The sequence below is a fragment of the Cellulomonas sp. URHE0023 genome, assembly GCF_000688475.1.
Taxonomy (GTDB): Bacteria; Actinomycetota; Actinomycetes; order Actinomycetales; family Cellulomonadaceae; genus Cellulomonas.
In genome coordinates this window covers 1,714,672-1,729,592 of the sequence record NZ_JIAN01000005.1, presented here as the reverse complement: position 1 = coordinate 1,729,592, position 14,921 = coordinate 1,714,672, and the positions used below count along the sequence as shown (strand labels likewise).

Sequence of the window (14,921 nt, the reverse complement as noted above, 5' to 3'; positions counted from 1 at the left end):
TCCGTGCGCAGCCACTGCCCGCGGGGGGTTCCGGGCGGGCTCCGTCACCCACCGCTCGAGCCACCCAGGCGGCTGCTGTCAGCGAATCACAGAACGATCACGGCCGCACCCGAAGGACGCACGCGGGCGCCGGCAACGGCCAGGAGCCACGGACGGAGCCGTCACGGGCCAGCACCGCGAGGTCGCCCGAGACCTGGTCCGCGACGACCGTCCAGCCGTCCACGACCTCGAAGTGACGCGGCCAGCGCCCCGGGAGGGCGTGGTCCGCGACGTGAGTGAGCCGCCCGTCGTCACCCGTCTCGAACTCGGCGACCACGTCGGCGATGCGCGTTCCGACGAGGAGCCGACGCCCGTCGAGCAGGATGTGCGACGGGAGCGCGCCGCTGGTGCCGTCGAGCGTCGCGGGAACCACCTGTACCGGTTCCGCAGTCCCCGAGCCGGCGTCCCAGGCCAGCACGCGGACGGTCACGTCGAGCTCCCCGACCACATAGGCGAACCGGCCGTCCGCGCTGAACGTGAGGTGCCGCGGGCCGGTTCCGGGCGGGAGCGTCACGGCAATGCCGTCATCGCGCAGGCTGTCTGCCGTCCGGCGGTAGCGCCGGATCTCGTCGGTGCCGAGGTCGACCACGAGCACCCAGCCGCCGGGTGCGTGGGCCACGAAGTGCGCGTGCGGACCCTCCTGCCGTTGCGGGTGGGGACCCGCACCGACGTGGCCGAGGACGTGGACCTCGTCGACGAACCCGCCCGTCGCGTCCAGGGGGAGGACCGCGAGCGCGCCGCTGCTGTAGTTGGCGACCAGGAGCGCTCGGCCGTCGGTGTCGAGGAGCAGGTGGCACGGGTCGGCCCCGCCGCTCGGGACGGTCGCCCTGTGCACGAGCGAGTCGCCGACGACGTCGAACGCGGTCACGGTGCCGTCCGCCTGCTCATTCGCTGCGTACAGCACGGTGCCGCTCGGGTGCAGCGCGAGGAACGACGGCGACGGCGTCTCGACCACCTGGCGCGCGTCGTGCACGGCCCCGTCGACCAGCTCGACCCGCCAGATCCCCTCCCCCAGGCCGACCGGGGTGCCGGCGCCGGCGACGGGATAGGTACCGATCCAGAGGCTGCTCACGGGGGACGAGCCTACGTGCGCGAGCCCCTCAGCCACCGCGCCGGGTCGGCGAGCACCGTCCTCAGCGCTGCGAGCGCCGCGCCACCCATGGCGGGGTAGGCGCCCGCCCGGGCCCGGGAGACGGTCAGCGGTGCCCACGGAGCGAAGATCACCGACGAGTCCAGCTGCTCCTGGACGGGGACGCGGACGTGGTCGAACAGCCGGCCGAACGAGCCACCGAGCACCACCTCGTCGACGTCGACGACGTTGACCGCGGCGGAGAGCGCGACGCCGAGCGCACGGCCCGCCTGGGCTACCGACTGCAGGGCGTCCGAGTCGCCCGCGCCGAGCGCCTCCAGGAGGACCTCGAGCCGGCTGGTCGGGTCGAGGCCCGCGGTGCGCAGCATGGCGTCCTGACCGGCGAGCTCCTCGAGCGCGATCCCGTCCACGCGGATGTGCCCGATCTCGCCGCTCCACCCGCGGCTGCCGCGGAACAGCTCTCCGTCGAGCACGATCGCCCCACCGATGCCGACCTCGCCGGAGACGTACACGAACGAGCCGCCTCGTCGGGCGTGCGCCTCGGCACGTGCCGCGAGGTTGGCCTCGTTGGCTAGCCGGGGAGCGACGGCACCGAGCAGGCCGACGACGTCGACGTCACGCCAGCCCAGGCGAGGGGCGAACCGCAGCGGCCCTGTCACGCGGTCGACGAGTCCGGGCAGCGCGAGCACGGAACCGGTCACCGTCACCTGGTCGAGCGTCGCCACGGTGTCGTCGGCGATCTGCAGGAGCCGCGGGAGCACGACCTGCGGGTCCGATCCGCGCAGGTCGTCGAACTCCACGTGCTGGGCGAGGACCTCGCCCGACAGGTCGAGGACGAGGACTCCGAGGTAGTCGACGTTGACCTCCATGCCGAGCCCGGCGACGGCCCCGCGCTGCGCGACGAGCGGGACGGCGGGTCGACCGGCGCGCTGCGTCAGGGTCGGCTCGAGCTCGCGGACGAGGCCCGCGTCGACGAGCTGGTCGACGAGCCCGGTGACCGTTCCTCGGGCGAGCCCGGCCTGCGCGGCGACCTGCGCCCGGGACACGGGCGCGATGGCGTCGACGATGGTCCGCAGCGCTATGGCGAGGTTCTGGTCTCGCATCTGCTCCTGACGGGCCATGGGTTGACCTTAGCGGCCGGACAAGATAATTTCACCGCGTAAATCAATCTCGACGAGGAGAAAAAACCATGGCAGCGCAGCCCACCCCCGAGGACAAGTTCTCCTTCGGCCTCTGGACCGTCGGCTGGAACGCGCAGGACCAGTTCGGAAGCGCGTCCCGGCCGGCGCTCGACCCGGTCGAGTCCGTGCATCGGCTCGCCGAGCTCGGCGCCGCGCACGTGACCTTCCACGACGACGACGTGGTCCCCTTCGGTTCGTCCGATGCCGAGCGCGACAAGATCCTCGACCGCTTCCGTGGCGCGCTCGCCGAGACGGGCATCACGGTCGAGATGGTCACCACGAACACGTTCAGCCACCCGATCTTCAAGGACGGGGCGTTCACGTCGAACGACCGACGCGTCCGCCGCTACGGCCTGCGCAAGGTCGTCCGCAACGTCGACCTCGCCGCCTCGCTCGGCGCCGACACGTTCGTCATGTGGGGCGGCCGCGAGGGCGCCGAGTACGACTCGGCCAAGGACCTCAACGCCGCGCACGACCGCTACGCCGAGGGCATCGACACCGTCGCCGCGTACATCAAGGAGAAGGGCTACGGCCTGCGCATCGCGATCGAGCCCAAGCCCAACGAGCCCCGCGGCGACATCCTCCTGCCGACGATCGGGCACGCCCTGGCACTCATCGCCAAGCTCGAGCACGGCGACATCGTGGGCCTCAACCCCGAGGTCGGTCACGAGCAGATGGCCGGTCTGAACTACACGCAGGGCATCGCGCAGGCGCTCTGGGCCGGCAAGCTCTTCCACATCGACCTCAACGGCCAGAAGTCGATCAAGTACGACCAGGACCTGGTGTTCGGGCACGGAGACCTGTTCTCCGCGTTCGCCACGGTGGACCTCATCGAGAACGGCTTCCCCTCGGGCGGGCCCCGCTACGACGGCCCGCGGCACTTCGACTACAAGCCGTCGCGCACCGAGGACATGCAGGGCGTCTGGGACTCGGCCGCCGCGAACATGTCCACCTACCTCCTGCTCAAGGAGCGGGCGCAGGCGTTCCGCGCCGACCCCGAGGTCCAGGCGGCGCTCGAGGAGTCCGGCGTCCTCGAGCTCGCACAGCCGACGCTCGCCGAGGGCGAGACGCTCAGCGACCTCCTTGCCGACCGGTCGGTGTTCGAGGACCTGGACGTGGACGCCGTCGCCGCCCGTGGCTTCGGCTTCGTCCGCCTCAACCAGCTCGCGCTCGAGCACGCGATCGGCGCTCGCTGACCGTCGGCCCTCGGGCTCTCGAGAGGGCTCTGCCCTGCTGAACCCCGCGACGTCCGCACTCCGTGGCCCCTGACCCCACGTGAGTGCGGACGTCGCGGCCCTCCCCCGTTGCTGGGGGCTCATCTGTTCGGACGTCGCGTAAGGGGATCGTCATGACGCTCGTGGCCGGGGTGGACTCCTCGACGCAGGCCTGCAAGGTCGTGGTTCGGGACGCGCAGACCGGTGCGCTCGTGCGCAGCGGCCGGGCGCCGCACCCCGAGGGGACGTCGGTGCACCCGAGGCACTGGTGGGACGCCCTGCAGTCTGCGCTCGCCCAGGCCGGGGGCCTCGACGACGTCGCCGCGATCTCGGTCGGCGGTCAGCAGCACGGGCTCGTCGCGCTCGACGCGTCAGGCGAGGTGCTCCGTGACGCGCTGCTGTGGAACGACACGCGGTCCGCGCCCGCCGCCGCGGCCCTGACCGACGAGCTGGGCGCCGAGGCGTGGGCTTCGGCCGTCGGCTCCGTCCCCGTCGCCTCGCTGACCGTCTCCAAGGTGCGCTGGCTGCGGGACGCCGAGCCGTCGATCGCCGAGCGGGTCGCGGCCGTCGCGCTGCCCCACGACTGGGTCACCTGGCAGCTCTCGGGCGCCGCAGGGCTGGACACCCTCGTCACCGACCGGTCCGACGCCTCCGGCACGGGCTACTGGTCGCCGTCGAGCGGCGTCTACCGGCACGACCTGCTCGAGCTGGCCCTCGGCCACGACGCACTGCTCCCCCGGGTGCTGGGCCCGTCGGAGGCGGGCTACCGCAGTCACGGCGGCCAGGTGCTCGGCCCGGGAGCCGGCGACAACGCAGCAGCAGCGCTCGCGCTCAGCCTCGGCCCCGGGGACGTCGCGGTGTCGATCGGTACGTCCGGCGTCGTCTCGGCCGTCTCGAGCATCCCGACGGCCGACGCCTCGGGGCTGGTCACCGGATTCGCGGATGCCACCGGCGCGTTCCTGCCGCTCGCGTGCACGCTCAACGCCTCGCGAGTGCTCGACGCCACAGCCCGCATGCTCGGAGTCGACCACCGCGGCCTGTCCGACCTCGCCCTGGCCGCCCCCGCCGGCGCCGACGGGCTGGTCCTGGTGCCGTACCTCGAGGGCGAGCGCACGCCCAACAAGCCCGACGCCACGGGCGCCCTGCACGGGATGCGCCTGGCCAACACCACGCCTGCGCACCTGGCCCGCGCCGCCGTCGAGGGCATGCTGTGCGCGCTGGCCGACGGCATCGACGCGCTCCGGGCGCAGGGCGTCCCCGTGCAGCGGCTGTTCCTGATCGGCGGCGGTGCTCAGTCCGCGGCGGTGCGCGAGATCGCACCGACCGTCCTGGGGCTCGACGTCCACGTCCCGACGCCCGGCGAGTACGTCGCCGACGGCGCCGCTCGGCAGGCCGCCTGGGTGCTGACCGGGGAGGCGCCCGCATGGAGCTCCGCCGCGGAGGCCGCCGTGCACCGCGCCGAGCCGCGACCCGAGGTCCGGTCGCAGTACGCCGCCGTTCGCGAGCTCACGGGCACCCGCCCGCTCTGACCACCCGCTGAACGCACGAGAGCCCGGCGCGGGGGCGCCGGGCTCTGCGTCGGCCGGCGGCGCCGGCCGATGTCGTTCTCGCGTCAGTGCGACGCGTCGTACGCGGCCTTGACCTCGGCCGAGATGCGCCCACGCTCGGACACCTGGTGCCCGTGCTCCTTGGCCCACTCACGGATGGCCTGCGCGTCGCTGGACGACGAACGACGAGCGCGAGGGGCGCCCTTGCTCGCCGTGCGGCCACCGACCTTGCGCGCGTGCCCGACCCACTGCGCCAGAGCGTCACGCAGCTCGCTCGCGTGGCCTGCCGTCAGGTCGATCTCATAGGTGACGCCGTCGAGGCCGAACGTCACGGTCTCGTCGGCGGTACCACCGTCGATGTCATCGACCAGGAGAACCTGGACCTTCTGCGCCATTGTTCGCTCCGTCTGGCTGATGTTGCAATGCTGACGCGGTCACTATGACACTGCAACATTTCAACGTCAAACGCCCGTGGGCGGAGTTTCCGTATTTGCGTTTCGCGCCTTGGCCGCGTCGGCGACGCGTTCCTCGGCATCCATTTTTGCCAAAGCCTGCCGCTCCGTGCGGTCAGCATTGACGAGTGCGCGGATGGCAAGCCAGAACAGCACACCGACGCCGATCGACGGAAGCAGAGCCGCCAGGGCGGTGAACAGGGGATTCATGTCACGCCTGCGGTTTCACGAGAGGAAAGAGGATCGTCTCGCGGATGCCCAGGCCGGTCAGCGTCATCAGAAGTCGGTCGATGCCGAGGCCGATGCCTCCGCTGGGCGGCAACGCGTACTCGACCGCCGTGAGGAAGTCCTCGTCGACCCGCATGGCCTCGTCGTCCCCGGCGGCCGCGAGCAGAGCCTGCGCCTCGAAGCGCTGACGCTGGATCACAGGGTCCACGAGCTCGGAGTACCCGGTCGCCAGCTCGACCCCGCGTACGTACAGGTCCCACTTCTCGACCACGCCGGGACGCGAGCGGTGCTGACGGACCAGCGGGCTCGTCTCGACCGGGAAGTCGCGCACGAAGGTCGGAGCGTGCAGCGCGTCCCCGACCCGGTCCTCCCACAGCAGCTCGACGAGCTTGCCGTGGCTGACCTTCTTGGGGTCGGCGTCGATCTCGAACTTCTGCGCAAGAACCAGAAGGTCCTCCAACGCCGTCCCGGGCGTGATCTCAATACCCAGGGACGCCGACAACGAGTCATACATCGACAGCTGTTCCCACTGCCCGCCCAGCTCGTACTCAGTTCCGTCGGGCAGTGTCACCGTGGTCGTGCCCAGAACGTCGCGCGCCGCGGTCTTCACCAGGTCCCGGGTCAATTCCGCCATCGTGTCGTAGTCGCCATAGGCCTCGTACGCCTCGAGCATCGCGAATTCGGGTGAGTGCGTCGAGTCGGCGCCCTCGTTGCGGAAGTTGCGGTTGATCTCGAAGACGCGCTCGATCCCGCCCACGACCGCCCGCTTGAGAAACAGCTCGGGCGCGATCCGCATGTACAGGTCGATGTCGAACGCATTCATGTGCGTGATGAATGGGCGCGCGGCCGCACCGCCGGGCTGCGTCTGCAGCATCGGCGTCTCGATCTCGATGAAGTCCCGCGCGTGGAAGTTGTCACGCAGCGAGCGGATCATCGCCGGACGCAGGCGGGCCGTCTGGCGCGCGCTCGGGCGCACGATCAGGTCGACGTAGCGCTGCCGGACGCGTGCCTCCTCCGACAGCTCGACGCCCTCGTAGAGGTTGGGCAGCGGCCGCAAGGACTTGGCGGCGATCTGCCAGGAGTCGGCCAGGACCGACAGCTCGCCCCGCCGTGAGGAGATCACGCGGCCGTGCACGAACAGGTGGTCGCCCAGGTCGACGTCCGTCTTGAACGCCGCGAGACGCTCCTCGCCGACCGCGTCGAGGCTGAACATGGCCTGCAGCCGGTTGCCCTCGCCGTCCTGCAGCGTGGCGAAGCACAGCTTGCCGCCGATGCGGACGAAGACCACCCGACCGGCGATGCCGACCTCGTCGTCGGTCTCGGTGCCGGCGTCGAGGTCGGGGTACGCCGCCCGGACCTGCGCGATGGTGTGCGTGCGCGGGACGCCGACCGGGTAGGCCTCCTGGCCGGTGGCCAGCAGGCGTTCGCGCTTCTCCCGCCGGACGCGGATCTGCTCGGGGGCGTCGTCGGTCGGTGCGTCAGTCACCGGGCAAGGATACCGGCGCCTCCTGAGCGGCTCTTCAGGCCTCCTGCCGACCGCTCGTCCTCAGACGCGCCCGGCCGCCGGCTCCAGGTCCAGTGCGAGGTCGAGGATCGGCGACGAGTGCGTGAGGCCACCGACCGACAGGTAGTCGACACCGGTCGACGCGACCTCCCGCGCACGGTCCAGCGTGAGGTTGCCCGTGGCCTCGAGCTCCACGCTCTCCCCCGTGGCTCGGACCGCCTCGACCACCTGACGCAGCAGCGCCGTCGCCATGTTGTCCAGGAGCAGGAACCGCGCCCCGGCGGCGACCGCCTCCAGCGCCTGGGCCAGGGTGTCGGCCTCCACCTGGATGAGCACCTCGGGGTACCTGCCCCGGATCGCGTCGATCGCCGCGGTCACCGAACCCGCTGCCACCACGTGGTTGTCCTTGACCATCGCGACGTCGTACAGGCCCATCCGCTTGTTCGTCCCCCCGCCGCAGCGCACGGCGTACTTGTCGAGCGCACGCAGCCCGGGCGTGGTCTTGCGGGTGTCGAGCACCTGGGCGCCGGTGCCCTCGAGCGCATCCGCCCACCTCCGCGTGTGCGTCGCGACGCCCGAGGCGCGACTCGCCAGGTTGAGGAGCGTCCGCTCCGCCACGAGCAGCACCTGCACGCGTCCTTCGAGGACGACGAGCACGTCGCCGGGCTCCACGCGGGTCCCGTCGGGGACGCGCTGGTCGACCGTCGGCGTCGGCAGCCCGAGTCGCCGCGCCACCTGCTCGACCACCGCCTGTGCGAGCACGAGACCAGCCACGACACCGGACTCACGTGCGACGAGATCGGCGGTGCCCGTCGCGTCCGGCGAGATGGTCGCCTGCGTCGTCACGTCTCGGCCAGGTTCCGGACCGAGGTCCTCGTCGAGGGCTGTCGCGACGGTCCTGGCGATCCAGTCGGGGTCGAGTGCGCTCACGGCGCCACGGTAGACCGGTTCGTCGGCGACTCCTGCCGGCGTTCACATACCGCCCCAGGACTCGTGCCGCCTAGAGAGCGAGCTTGAATCCCTCGTGCGACTGCTCGTAGTCGAGGTTCCGGTAGAACCGGTGCGCGTCGGACCGCCTCTTGTCGGAGGTGAGCTGCGCGACGACGGCACCGCGCGCGCGACCCCGCTCGTGCGCCCACAGCATCATCTGCCGACCCACGCCGCCGCCGCGCAGCCGCACGTCCACCCGCACAGCCTCGACCAGGAGCCGCGTCGCGCCGTTCCGGGAGATCCCCGGGACGTAGGTGAGCTGCATCGTGCCGACGACCTCGCCGTCCAGCTCGGCGACCACCAGCTCGTTGTTCGGGTCCGCCTCGATGGCCTCGAACCCTGCGACGTGCGCGGCGCCGAGGCTGCCCGTGCGCGCGGCCGCTATCGAGTCGTCGGCGATGAGCTCCACGATCCGCGCGAGGTCCTCACGGCGGGCGAGCCGCAGCAGGACCGTCACGTCAGCGGAGCGCGGCGCGTCACCAGAGCTCCCTCGGCGTCCAGCCGGACCTCGAGCCTGAGGCGCCACGCGTCGACCTGCGACGGGAAGTCGCTGCGGGAGTGACCACCGCGACTCTCCTCACGCTCGAGCGCCGTCGCCGTCAGCACGGTCGCCACCTGGTGCACGTTGGTGGTCTCCCACTCGGCCACCTGCGGCGCGGCCAGGCGACGGCCCTCGTCGCTGCGCAGGTGCGCATCGGTCGGGACGGCGGACAGCGCCGCCGCCGCGCGGCCCAGGCCCTCGGCCGACCGCAGGACGCCCGGCCCGTCCGAGGCGATGCGCTGCACCCGGGAACGGGACGCCGCGGCGACCAGCGCCGCAGCACCGGGACGCTCCACAGGGTCGACGAGCGGCAGGCGTTCCTGTGCCGCGATGTGCCGGGCTGCGCGCGTCGCGAAGACCAGCCCCTCGAGCAGCGAGTTCGACGCGAGCCGGTTGGCCCCGTGCACGCCCGTGCACGCGACCTCGCCGACCGCGTACAGACCCCGGACGCTGGTCCGTCCGACCAGGTCGGTCACCACGCCACCCGAGTGGTAGTGCTGCGCGGGCGCAACCGGGACCAGGTCGGTGGTCATGTCGATGCCGTGCTCGAGCAGCCTGTCATTGATCGTCGGGAAACGGCGGCGCAGGAACTCGGGCCCCAGGTGCCGCGCGTCGAGCCACACGTGGTCCGCGCCCGTGGCAGCCATCCGGCGCACGATCGCGTGCGCGACGATGTCCCGTGGCGCGAGCTCGGCCATCGGGTGGACGTCCGGCATGAACCGCACACCGTCGGTGTCGAGCAGCAGCGCACCCTCGCCGCGGACGGCCTCCGAGATGAGCGTCAGCTGGCCCTTCACGCCCGCGCCCAGCCACAGGACCGTCGGGTGGAACTGCACGAACTCGACGTCCCCGAGCACCGCGCCCGCGCGCAGTGCCGCGGCGATGCCGTCGCCGGTGGCCTGCGAGGGGTTCGTCGACGAACGGAACACCTGACCGATGCCGCCCGTGGCGAGCACCACCGCACTGCCGAGCGCGGCGCCGACACCGTCGCGCTGGCCCTCGCCGATCACGTGCAGGGTCACGCCGCACGCCCGGCCCGGGCGGCCGTCCGCGGTGGGCGGGCCGGTGAGCACGTCCAGTACGAGCGCGTGCTCGATGACCTCGATGCCGGGGTCGTTGCGCACCGCCTCGATCTGGGCGACGAGCGCGCGCGAGATCTCCGCGCCGGTCGCGTCGCCCCCGGCATGCGCGATCCGGTCGGCGTGGTGGCCGCCCTCGCGCGTCAGGGAGATGGAGCCGTCCGGTGCGCGGTCGAACACCGCACCGCGTGCGACGAGCTCCCGGACGCGTGCCGGGCCCTCGGTCACCAGCACCTCGACCGCGCGAGGGTCGCACAGTCCCGCGCCGGCCACGAGCGTGTCCTGCAGGTGCGCGCTCGGGGAGTCCGACGGGTCGAGCGCTGCAGCGATGCCGCCCTGCGCCCAGACCGTCGAGCCGGAGGCCAGCGCGTCCTTGGTGACGAGCAGGACCCGGGGCACCCGCGTGCGCAGCTCGAGGGCGGCGGTCAGGCCGGCGATCCCCGAGCCGACGACCACCGCGTCCGCCTGGACGGTCCACCCCGGAGCCGGAGCCGCCAGCCGGGTGGCCAGCGTGGCCCCCGTACTGCTGACCTGGACGAGATCACCGAGGAGGGCGGTCACCTTGTCGGCCCGACGAGCGCGCGACCCTCGGCCAACGGCAGGCCGCTCGGTTCGAGATCCGGCCAGCCTGGCGGCACCTGACCGGGGTCGTCGCCGAGCGCGGCGATCCGGTTCTCCGCGTCGACGAGCACCACGCGAGGCTCGTAGGTCCGAGCCTCGTGGTCGGCGAGCTGGCCGTACGCGATGAGGATGACGATGTCGCCGGGGTGGATCAGGTGCGCCGCCGCACCGTTGACGCACACCTGGCCGCTGCCCGGCTCGCCCGCGATGGCGTACGTGGTGAGGCGCGCACCGTTGGTCACGTCCACCACGTCGACCTGCTGCCCGGGCAGCAGGTCCGCAGCCGCGAGCAGGTCCGCGTCGACCGTGATGGAGCCGACGTAGTGCAGGTCGGCCTGCGTGACGGTCGCGCGGTGGATCTTGCCGGTCATCATCGTGCGCACGAGAGTCGTCACGCAGGTCCTCCCACGGTGACGGTGTCGTTGTCGATCAGGCGTGTCGCGCCGACCTGGGCGGCGACGAGCAGCAGCGCGTCGCCCACGTACGAGGACGGGACCTCCGCGAACGTCTCCGGGTCGACGAGCGCGACGTAGTCCACCGCGTCGACCCCCGCGGCGCGCAGGGTGTCCAGGGCCGTCGACCTGATGCCGTCAGCCTCCCGCTCCTGGGCCGCCAGCCGCAGCGCCTGCGACAGGCCGAGTGCGCGCCTGTGCTCGTCTGCGGACAGGTACGCGTTCCGGCTGGACAGCGCCAGACCGTCGTCGTCGCGGACCAGCGGCGCGCCGTGCACCACGACCGGGACGTCGAGGTCACGGACCATGCGCCGGACCGCTGCCAGCTGCTGGGCGTCCTTGCGGCCGAACAGCGCCACGTCGGGGCGCGTCAGGTGCAGCAGCTTCAGGACGACGGTCAGGACGCCGTCCAGGTGGCCGGGACGGGACACGCCCTCGAGGACCTCGCCGATCGCGCCCGCGCTCACCCGGACGACCGGGTCCCCGTCGGGGTACACGACGTCAGGCCCCGGCGCGAAGACGATGTCGTCCGGACCCAGCAGACCCGGACCGGACAGCAGCGCGAGGTCGCCGTGCAGGTCCCGCGGGTAGCGGGACAGGTCCTCGCCGGCACCGAACTGCAGAGGGTTCACGAAGATCGTCACCACGACGGCGTCCGCGAGCTCACGGGCCTTCGCGACGAGGGACAGGTGACCCGCGTGCAGCGCGCCCATGGTCATGACGACCGCGCGGCGGTGCGGCCGCGCGGTGTGGGCCGCTCGCCCCTCCGCGCGCGGGACGGCCTGCACGTCCTGCACCGCAAGGGCCGCGGCGAGCTCCTGGCGCGTGTGCACCAGTGTCGGCGTCGTGGTCTGCGTGGTCATTCCGGATCCTCCTGCGGGTCCGTCTGGAGGCTCACGTTCCCTAACGTCGGGGAGCCCTCGTTGATGCCGTCGAGCACGTCCTGCGCCGTCGACGCGGAGATCAGACCCGCGGCGAGCGCACGTCCGGCTGCCGAACGGGCCAGAGAACGGTACCCCTCGACCACGTCGACGGCGCCAGTGCGGGCTGCGAAGCCGGCCAGCGCGGCCCCGTGCTGACGAACTGTGCCCGCGTCGCCGCGGCGGACGGGTCCGGTCAGGGCGGTGATCGCACCGGGACCTCGGCTGCCCGTCACGGGATCCGTGGGCGACTCCGCGCGCAGGGCGCCGTCGAGCGCAGCCTCCAGCAGCGGCGCGAGCATCCGGCCGGGGTCGGCGACGCCCGCGTCCGCGAGGGCCTGCGCGGCCTGCGCCACCAGGACGACGAGGTGGTTCGCGCCGTGCGCGAGGGCCGCGTGGTACAGCCCGCGAGCGGACTCGTCGAGGACCACGGGCTCGCCGCCGATCTCCACGACGAGCGCCTGCCCGATCGGGAGCACCGGGCCGGGCGCTGTGACCGCGAACGAGCAGCCGACCAGACGCGCGAGGTCCAAGGACGTGCCGGTGAACGTCATCGCGGGGTGCAACGCCAGCGGGATCACGCCCGCCGAGCGCGCCGGTGCGAGGACGTCGACGCCGAACCTTCCCGACGTGTGCACGACGATCTGCCCGGCCTGCCACGCTCCGACGTCCGCCATGCCCTTCACCAGGTCACCGAGCGCGTCGTCCGGGACCGCGAGCAGGACCAGCTCCGCGCGACGGACCACCTCCGGTACGTCCAGCACGGGTACCCCGGGCAGCAACGCGGCGGCACGCTCCTTGGACGCCTCCGAGATGGCCGAGACGGCGACCACCGGGTGACCGGCCGCGCGCAGCGCACTTCCGAGGACCGCGCCGACGCGTCCGGCACCGACGACACCGACCCCGAGCCGCCCCGGGCGGCTGCCCGGGTCGCTCACGCGGACGGTCCCGGCGGGCCGGGCTCGACGGGACCGGCCGGGGGCGCGGACCCGCTCCGGTCCGCGGGCGTCGGGACGCCCACGGCGCGCATCCACTGCTCCGGCGTTGCCGTCGCGCGCGCCGTCCGGGCACGGGCGGACTGCTCGTCGAGGAGCTCCGCGGCGACCTCCGCGGCGAGGTGCCGCACGCGCGGCGCCACGGGTCCGGGCGTCGAGTGCAGGACGAACGACGCCAGCCCGAGCCTGCGCTGGAGGGCGCCCTGCTCGATCGCGAGCGACTGGGTGCGCTCGTGCGGCACCACGTCGATCTGCCGCCAGAACCTGCCGGAGCGGGTCACCAGCGCGCGGTCGGTCACGCGGAAGCCGTGCCGGCGCCAACCGACGGGGTCCACCCAGCGGGCGCTCCGTGGTGCACCGGTGAACCCCGCGTCGTTGCCCGAGCTGTCGAGGGCGGCGTCGACCAGCGCCACCGGGTCCTCGACGCCGAGGTCGGGCAGGACGAGCCACAGGGCCGTCATCGCCTCGCCTCTCGTGGCCACGGGGTGCAGGACGGTGTCGCGCTGCGCTTCGTTGCCCTGGCCGTACCCGGCGACGTTGATCTCGACACGCCACCAGTCCTTGCCACGCCACAGCGGGGTCTGCGAGAGCCGGATGGCCTGCACCCGGCCCGGCGGCACGGTCTGGGCACGGTTCTCCGTGAGACCGTGCCTGAGCCGGATGCCGTCGGGCGAGATGGCCGCCCGGAAGTTTGCGCCCTGGTTGACCCGGTTCCACACGAAGGCCGCGCCACCGAACACGGCGGGGAGCATCACGAAGATCACGCCGATGTCGCCCGACAGGGCCGCCGCGGTGACGAGGCCGGCGGCGACCAGCACCAGCACGGGTACCGCTCCGGAGCGCAGCGTCGCGACGACGAGCCGGGGCATCGGGAGCTCGTACACCTCGCGCTCCGGTGCGGCGTCGAACGGTGCATGTGCGGGCAGGGCGTCCGGCAGCGTCGACGAACCGGGGTCGACATCGGCTACCGCGCCCTGTCCGGACAGAGGTGCCGCGGGCGCGCCCGTCGGGCGGCGTAGCCCGGCAGCCAGCGCGAGGAGCTCGGAGCGCAGCACCTCGGCGTCGGCCTCACGCAGGAATGCCAACGAGACGCCGGAACCGTCCCCGCCGGCAGTCTCGATCTTCAGCTCGGACAGGCCGACCAGGCGTGCGAGCAAGGGCTGCACCACGTCGACCGCCTGGAGCCGGTCGAGGCGCGCCTGCCGCTGCTGCCGGAACAGCAGCCCCGTGCGCAGGTGCACGGCCTCGTCGGTCACGGCGAACCGCGTGACCCGCCACGCCAGCGACGAGTACGCGAACCCGACGATGGCGACCACCACGATCGCACCTATCAGCGCGAGCCAGGTCTTGCCGTGCCTCAGGTCGATCGCGTCGCGCAGGTTCTCCGACTGGATCACGACGACACCGACGACCACGGCGAGGATGCGCCAGCCCTTGAGCGCAGGGGTGACCGGGTGCATCCGCCGCCAGCCGGTGATCGCGTCCGGACCTCCGACCGGCTCGTGCTCGACGGGCGGCACGTGGGTACCGGGGAGCTGCTCGGTCACAGTCCCGCCAGCCGGGCCTCGCCCCGAGAGGCCATCCGGTCGCGCAGGCGCGCGGCCTCGTGCGGGGGCAGACCGTCGATCGCCGCGCTCGTCGCGGGCGCGGCCGTGTGCAGCTGCACCGTCGCGATGCCGAACTTGCGTGCCAGGGGCCCTGCGTTGACGTCGACGTACTGCATGCGCCCGTACGGAACCACGACCAGCGAGCGGACCATGATGCCGTGGCGCACCAGAAGGTCGTCCGCGCGCTCCGCGTAGGCCATGGCGCCGACCTGCCGCGGGACCAGCCACACGATCCACAGCCCGAGCAGGACCACGAGCGCAGGCAGAGACCAGAGCCACGCGTCACCCCCGGCGATCGCGCCGGCGACCGCGAGGAGCAGGAGCGGGACGACGAAGAACGCCGCCACCGTGAGCCGAGCGCCGACCAGCTTGCGGGACACGGGGGTCCACGTCACGTCGCTCGGATCGAAGGGCTCCCGGATGGCAGGCAGCGCGTCAGAGGTCATGTGTCCATCCTGTCA

The 14,921-nt window shown here is 72.7% G+C and carries 15 protein-coding genes; 2 read left to right on the top strand and 13 right to left on the bottom strand.

What is annotated here, in order from left to right; all coding sequences use genetic code 11:
- Positions 1-97 precede the first annotated feature (97 nt).
- Complete coding sequence (locus N553_RS21945) at positions 98-1,111, bottom strand: lactonase family protein (protein ID WP_034621525.1); 1,014 nt, start codon at positions 1,109-1,111, stop codon at positions 98-100.
- Positions 1,112-1,122: 11 nt separating this feature from the next.
- Positions 1,123-2,250 carry an ROK family protein gene (locus N553_RS0108775; protein ID WP_028046199.1) on the bottom strand — a complete coding sequence of 376 codons (1,128 nt, stop codon included), beginning with the start codon at positions 2,248-2,250 and terminating at the stop codon, positions 1,123-1,125.
- Positions 2,251-2,318: 68 nt separating this feature from the next.
- On the opposite strand from N553_RS0108775, the gene xylA reads away from it, so the two are divergent.
- Both xylA and xylB read left to right on the top strand, forming a co-directional pair.
- Positions 2,319-3,506 carry a xylose isomerase gene (gene xylA / locus N553_RS0108770; protein WP_028046198.1) on the top strand — a complete coding sequence of 396 codons (1,188 nt, stop codon included), beginning with the start codon at positions 2,319-2,321 and terminating at the stop codon, positions 3,504-3,506.
- A 152-nt stretch (positions 3,507-3,658) separates the two neighbouring features.
- Positions 3,659-5,053 carry a xylulokinase gene (xylB, locus tag N553_RS0108765; protein WP_028046197.1) on the top strand — a complete coding sequence of 465 codons (1,395 nt, stop codon included), beginning with the start codon at positions 3,659-3,661 and terminating at the stop codon, positions 5,051-5,053.
- A gap of 83 nt (positions 5,054-5,136) precedes the next feature.
- Here the strand turns inward: xylB and N553_RS0108760 are convergent, their stop codons facing one another.
- The 11 genes from N553_RS0108760 to N553_RS0108715 all read right to left on the bottom strand — a co-directional run bounded on the left by N553_RS0108760 (position 5,137) and on the right by N553_RS0108715 (position 14,906).
- Positions 5,137-5,466 carry an Lsr2 family protein gene (locus N553_RS0108760; RefSeq protein WP_028046196.1) on the bottom strand — a complete coding sequence of 110 codons (330 nt, stop codon included), beginning with the start codon at positions 5,464-5,466 and terminating at the stop codon, positions 5,137-5,139.
- Positions 5,467-5,532: 66 nt separating this feature from the next.
- A complete protein-coding gene (locus tag N553_RS21940; RefSeq protein WP_034620884.1) occupies positions 5,533-5,733 on the bottom strand; it encodes a hypothetical protein in 201 nt (66 codons plus the stop codon).
- Position 5,734: 1 nt separating this feature from the next.
- Positions 5,735-7,237: a lysine--tRNA ligase gene (gene lysS, locus N553_RS0108755; protein WP_028046195.1), complete on the bottom strand. Its 1,503-nt coding sequence runs from the start codon at positions 7,235-7,237 to the stop codon at positions 5,735-5,737.
- A gap of 60 nt (positions 7,238-7,297) precedes the next feature.
- A complete protein-coding gene (gene nadC, locus N553_RS0108750; RefSeq protein ID WP_028046194.1) occupies positions 7,298-8,185 on the bottom strand; it encodes a carboxylating nicotinate-nucleotide diphosphorylase in 888 nt (295 codons plus the stop codon).
- A gap of 70 nt (positions 8,186-8,255) precedes the next feature.
- Positions 8,256-8,702 carry a GNAT family N-acetyltransferase gene (locus tag N553_RS0108745; RefSeq protein WP_028046193.1) on the bottom strand — a complete coding sequence of 149 codons (447 nt, stop codon included), beginning with the start codon at positions 8,700-8,702 and terminating at the stop codon, positions 8,256-8,258.
- Positions 8,699-10,426, bottom strand: coding sequence for an L-aspartate oxidase (locus tag N553_RS0108740; protein WP_028046192.1), 1,728 nt, complete (start codon positions 10,424-10,426; stop codon positions 8,699-8,701). Before N553_RS0108740 ends, N553_RS0108745 begins: the two co-directional genes overlap by 4 nt.
- Positions 10,423-10,881, bottom strand: coding sequence for an aspartate 1-decarboxylase (gene panD / locus N553_RS0108735; RefSeq protein ID WP_028046191.1), 459 nt, complete (start codon positions 10,879-10,881; stop codon positions 10,423-10,425). Before panD ends, N553_RS0108740 begins: the two co-directional genes overlap by 4 nt.
- Positions 10,878-11,801, bottom strand: coding sequence for a pantoate--beta-alanine ligase (gene panC / locus N553_RS0108730; protein ID WP_028046190.1), 924 nt, complete (start codon positions 11,799-11,801; stop codon positions 10,878-10,880). Before panC ends, panD begins: the two co-directional genes overlap by 4 nt.
- Entirely contained in the window at positions 11,798-12,796 is a 999-nt protein-coding gene (locus tag N553_RS21935; protein ID WP_051640041.1) for a Rossmann-like and DUF2520 domain-containing protein, read from the bottom strand. The genes panC and N553_RS21935 overlap by 4 nt, the downstream gene beginning before the upstream one ends.
- Positions 12,793-14,400, bottom strand: coding sequence for a PH domain-containing protein (locus N553_RS21930; RefSeq protein ID WP_231505201.1), 1,608 nt, complete (start codon positions 14,398-14,400; stop codon positions 12,793-12,795). The genes N553_RS21935 and N553_RS21930 overlap by 4 nt, the downstream gene beginning before the upstream one ends.
- Complete coding sequence (locus N553_RS0108715) at positions 14,397-14,906, bottom strand: PH domain-containing protein (protein WP_028046189.1); 510 nt, start codon at positions 14,904-14,906, stop codon at positions 14,397-14,399. The genes N553_RS21930 and N553_RS0108715 overlap by 4 nt, the downstream gene beginning before the upstream one ends.
- Between the last annotated feature and the right edge of the window lie 15 nt (positions 14,907-14,921).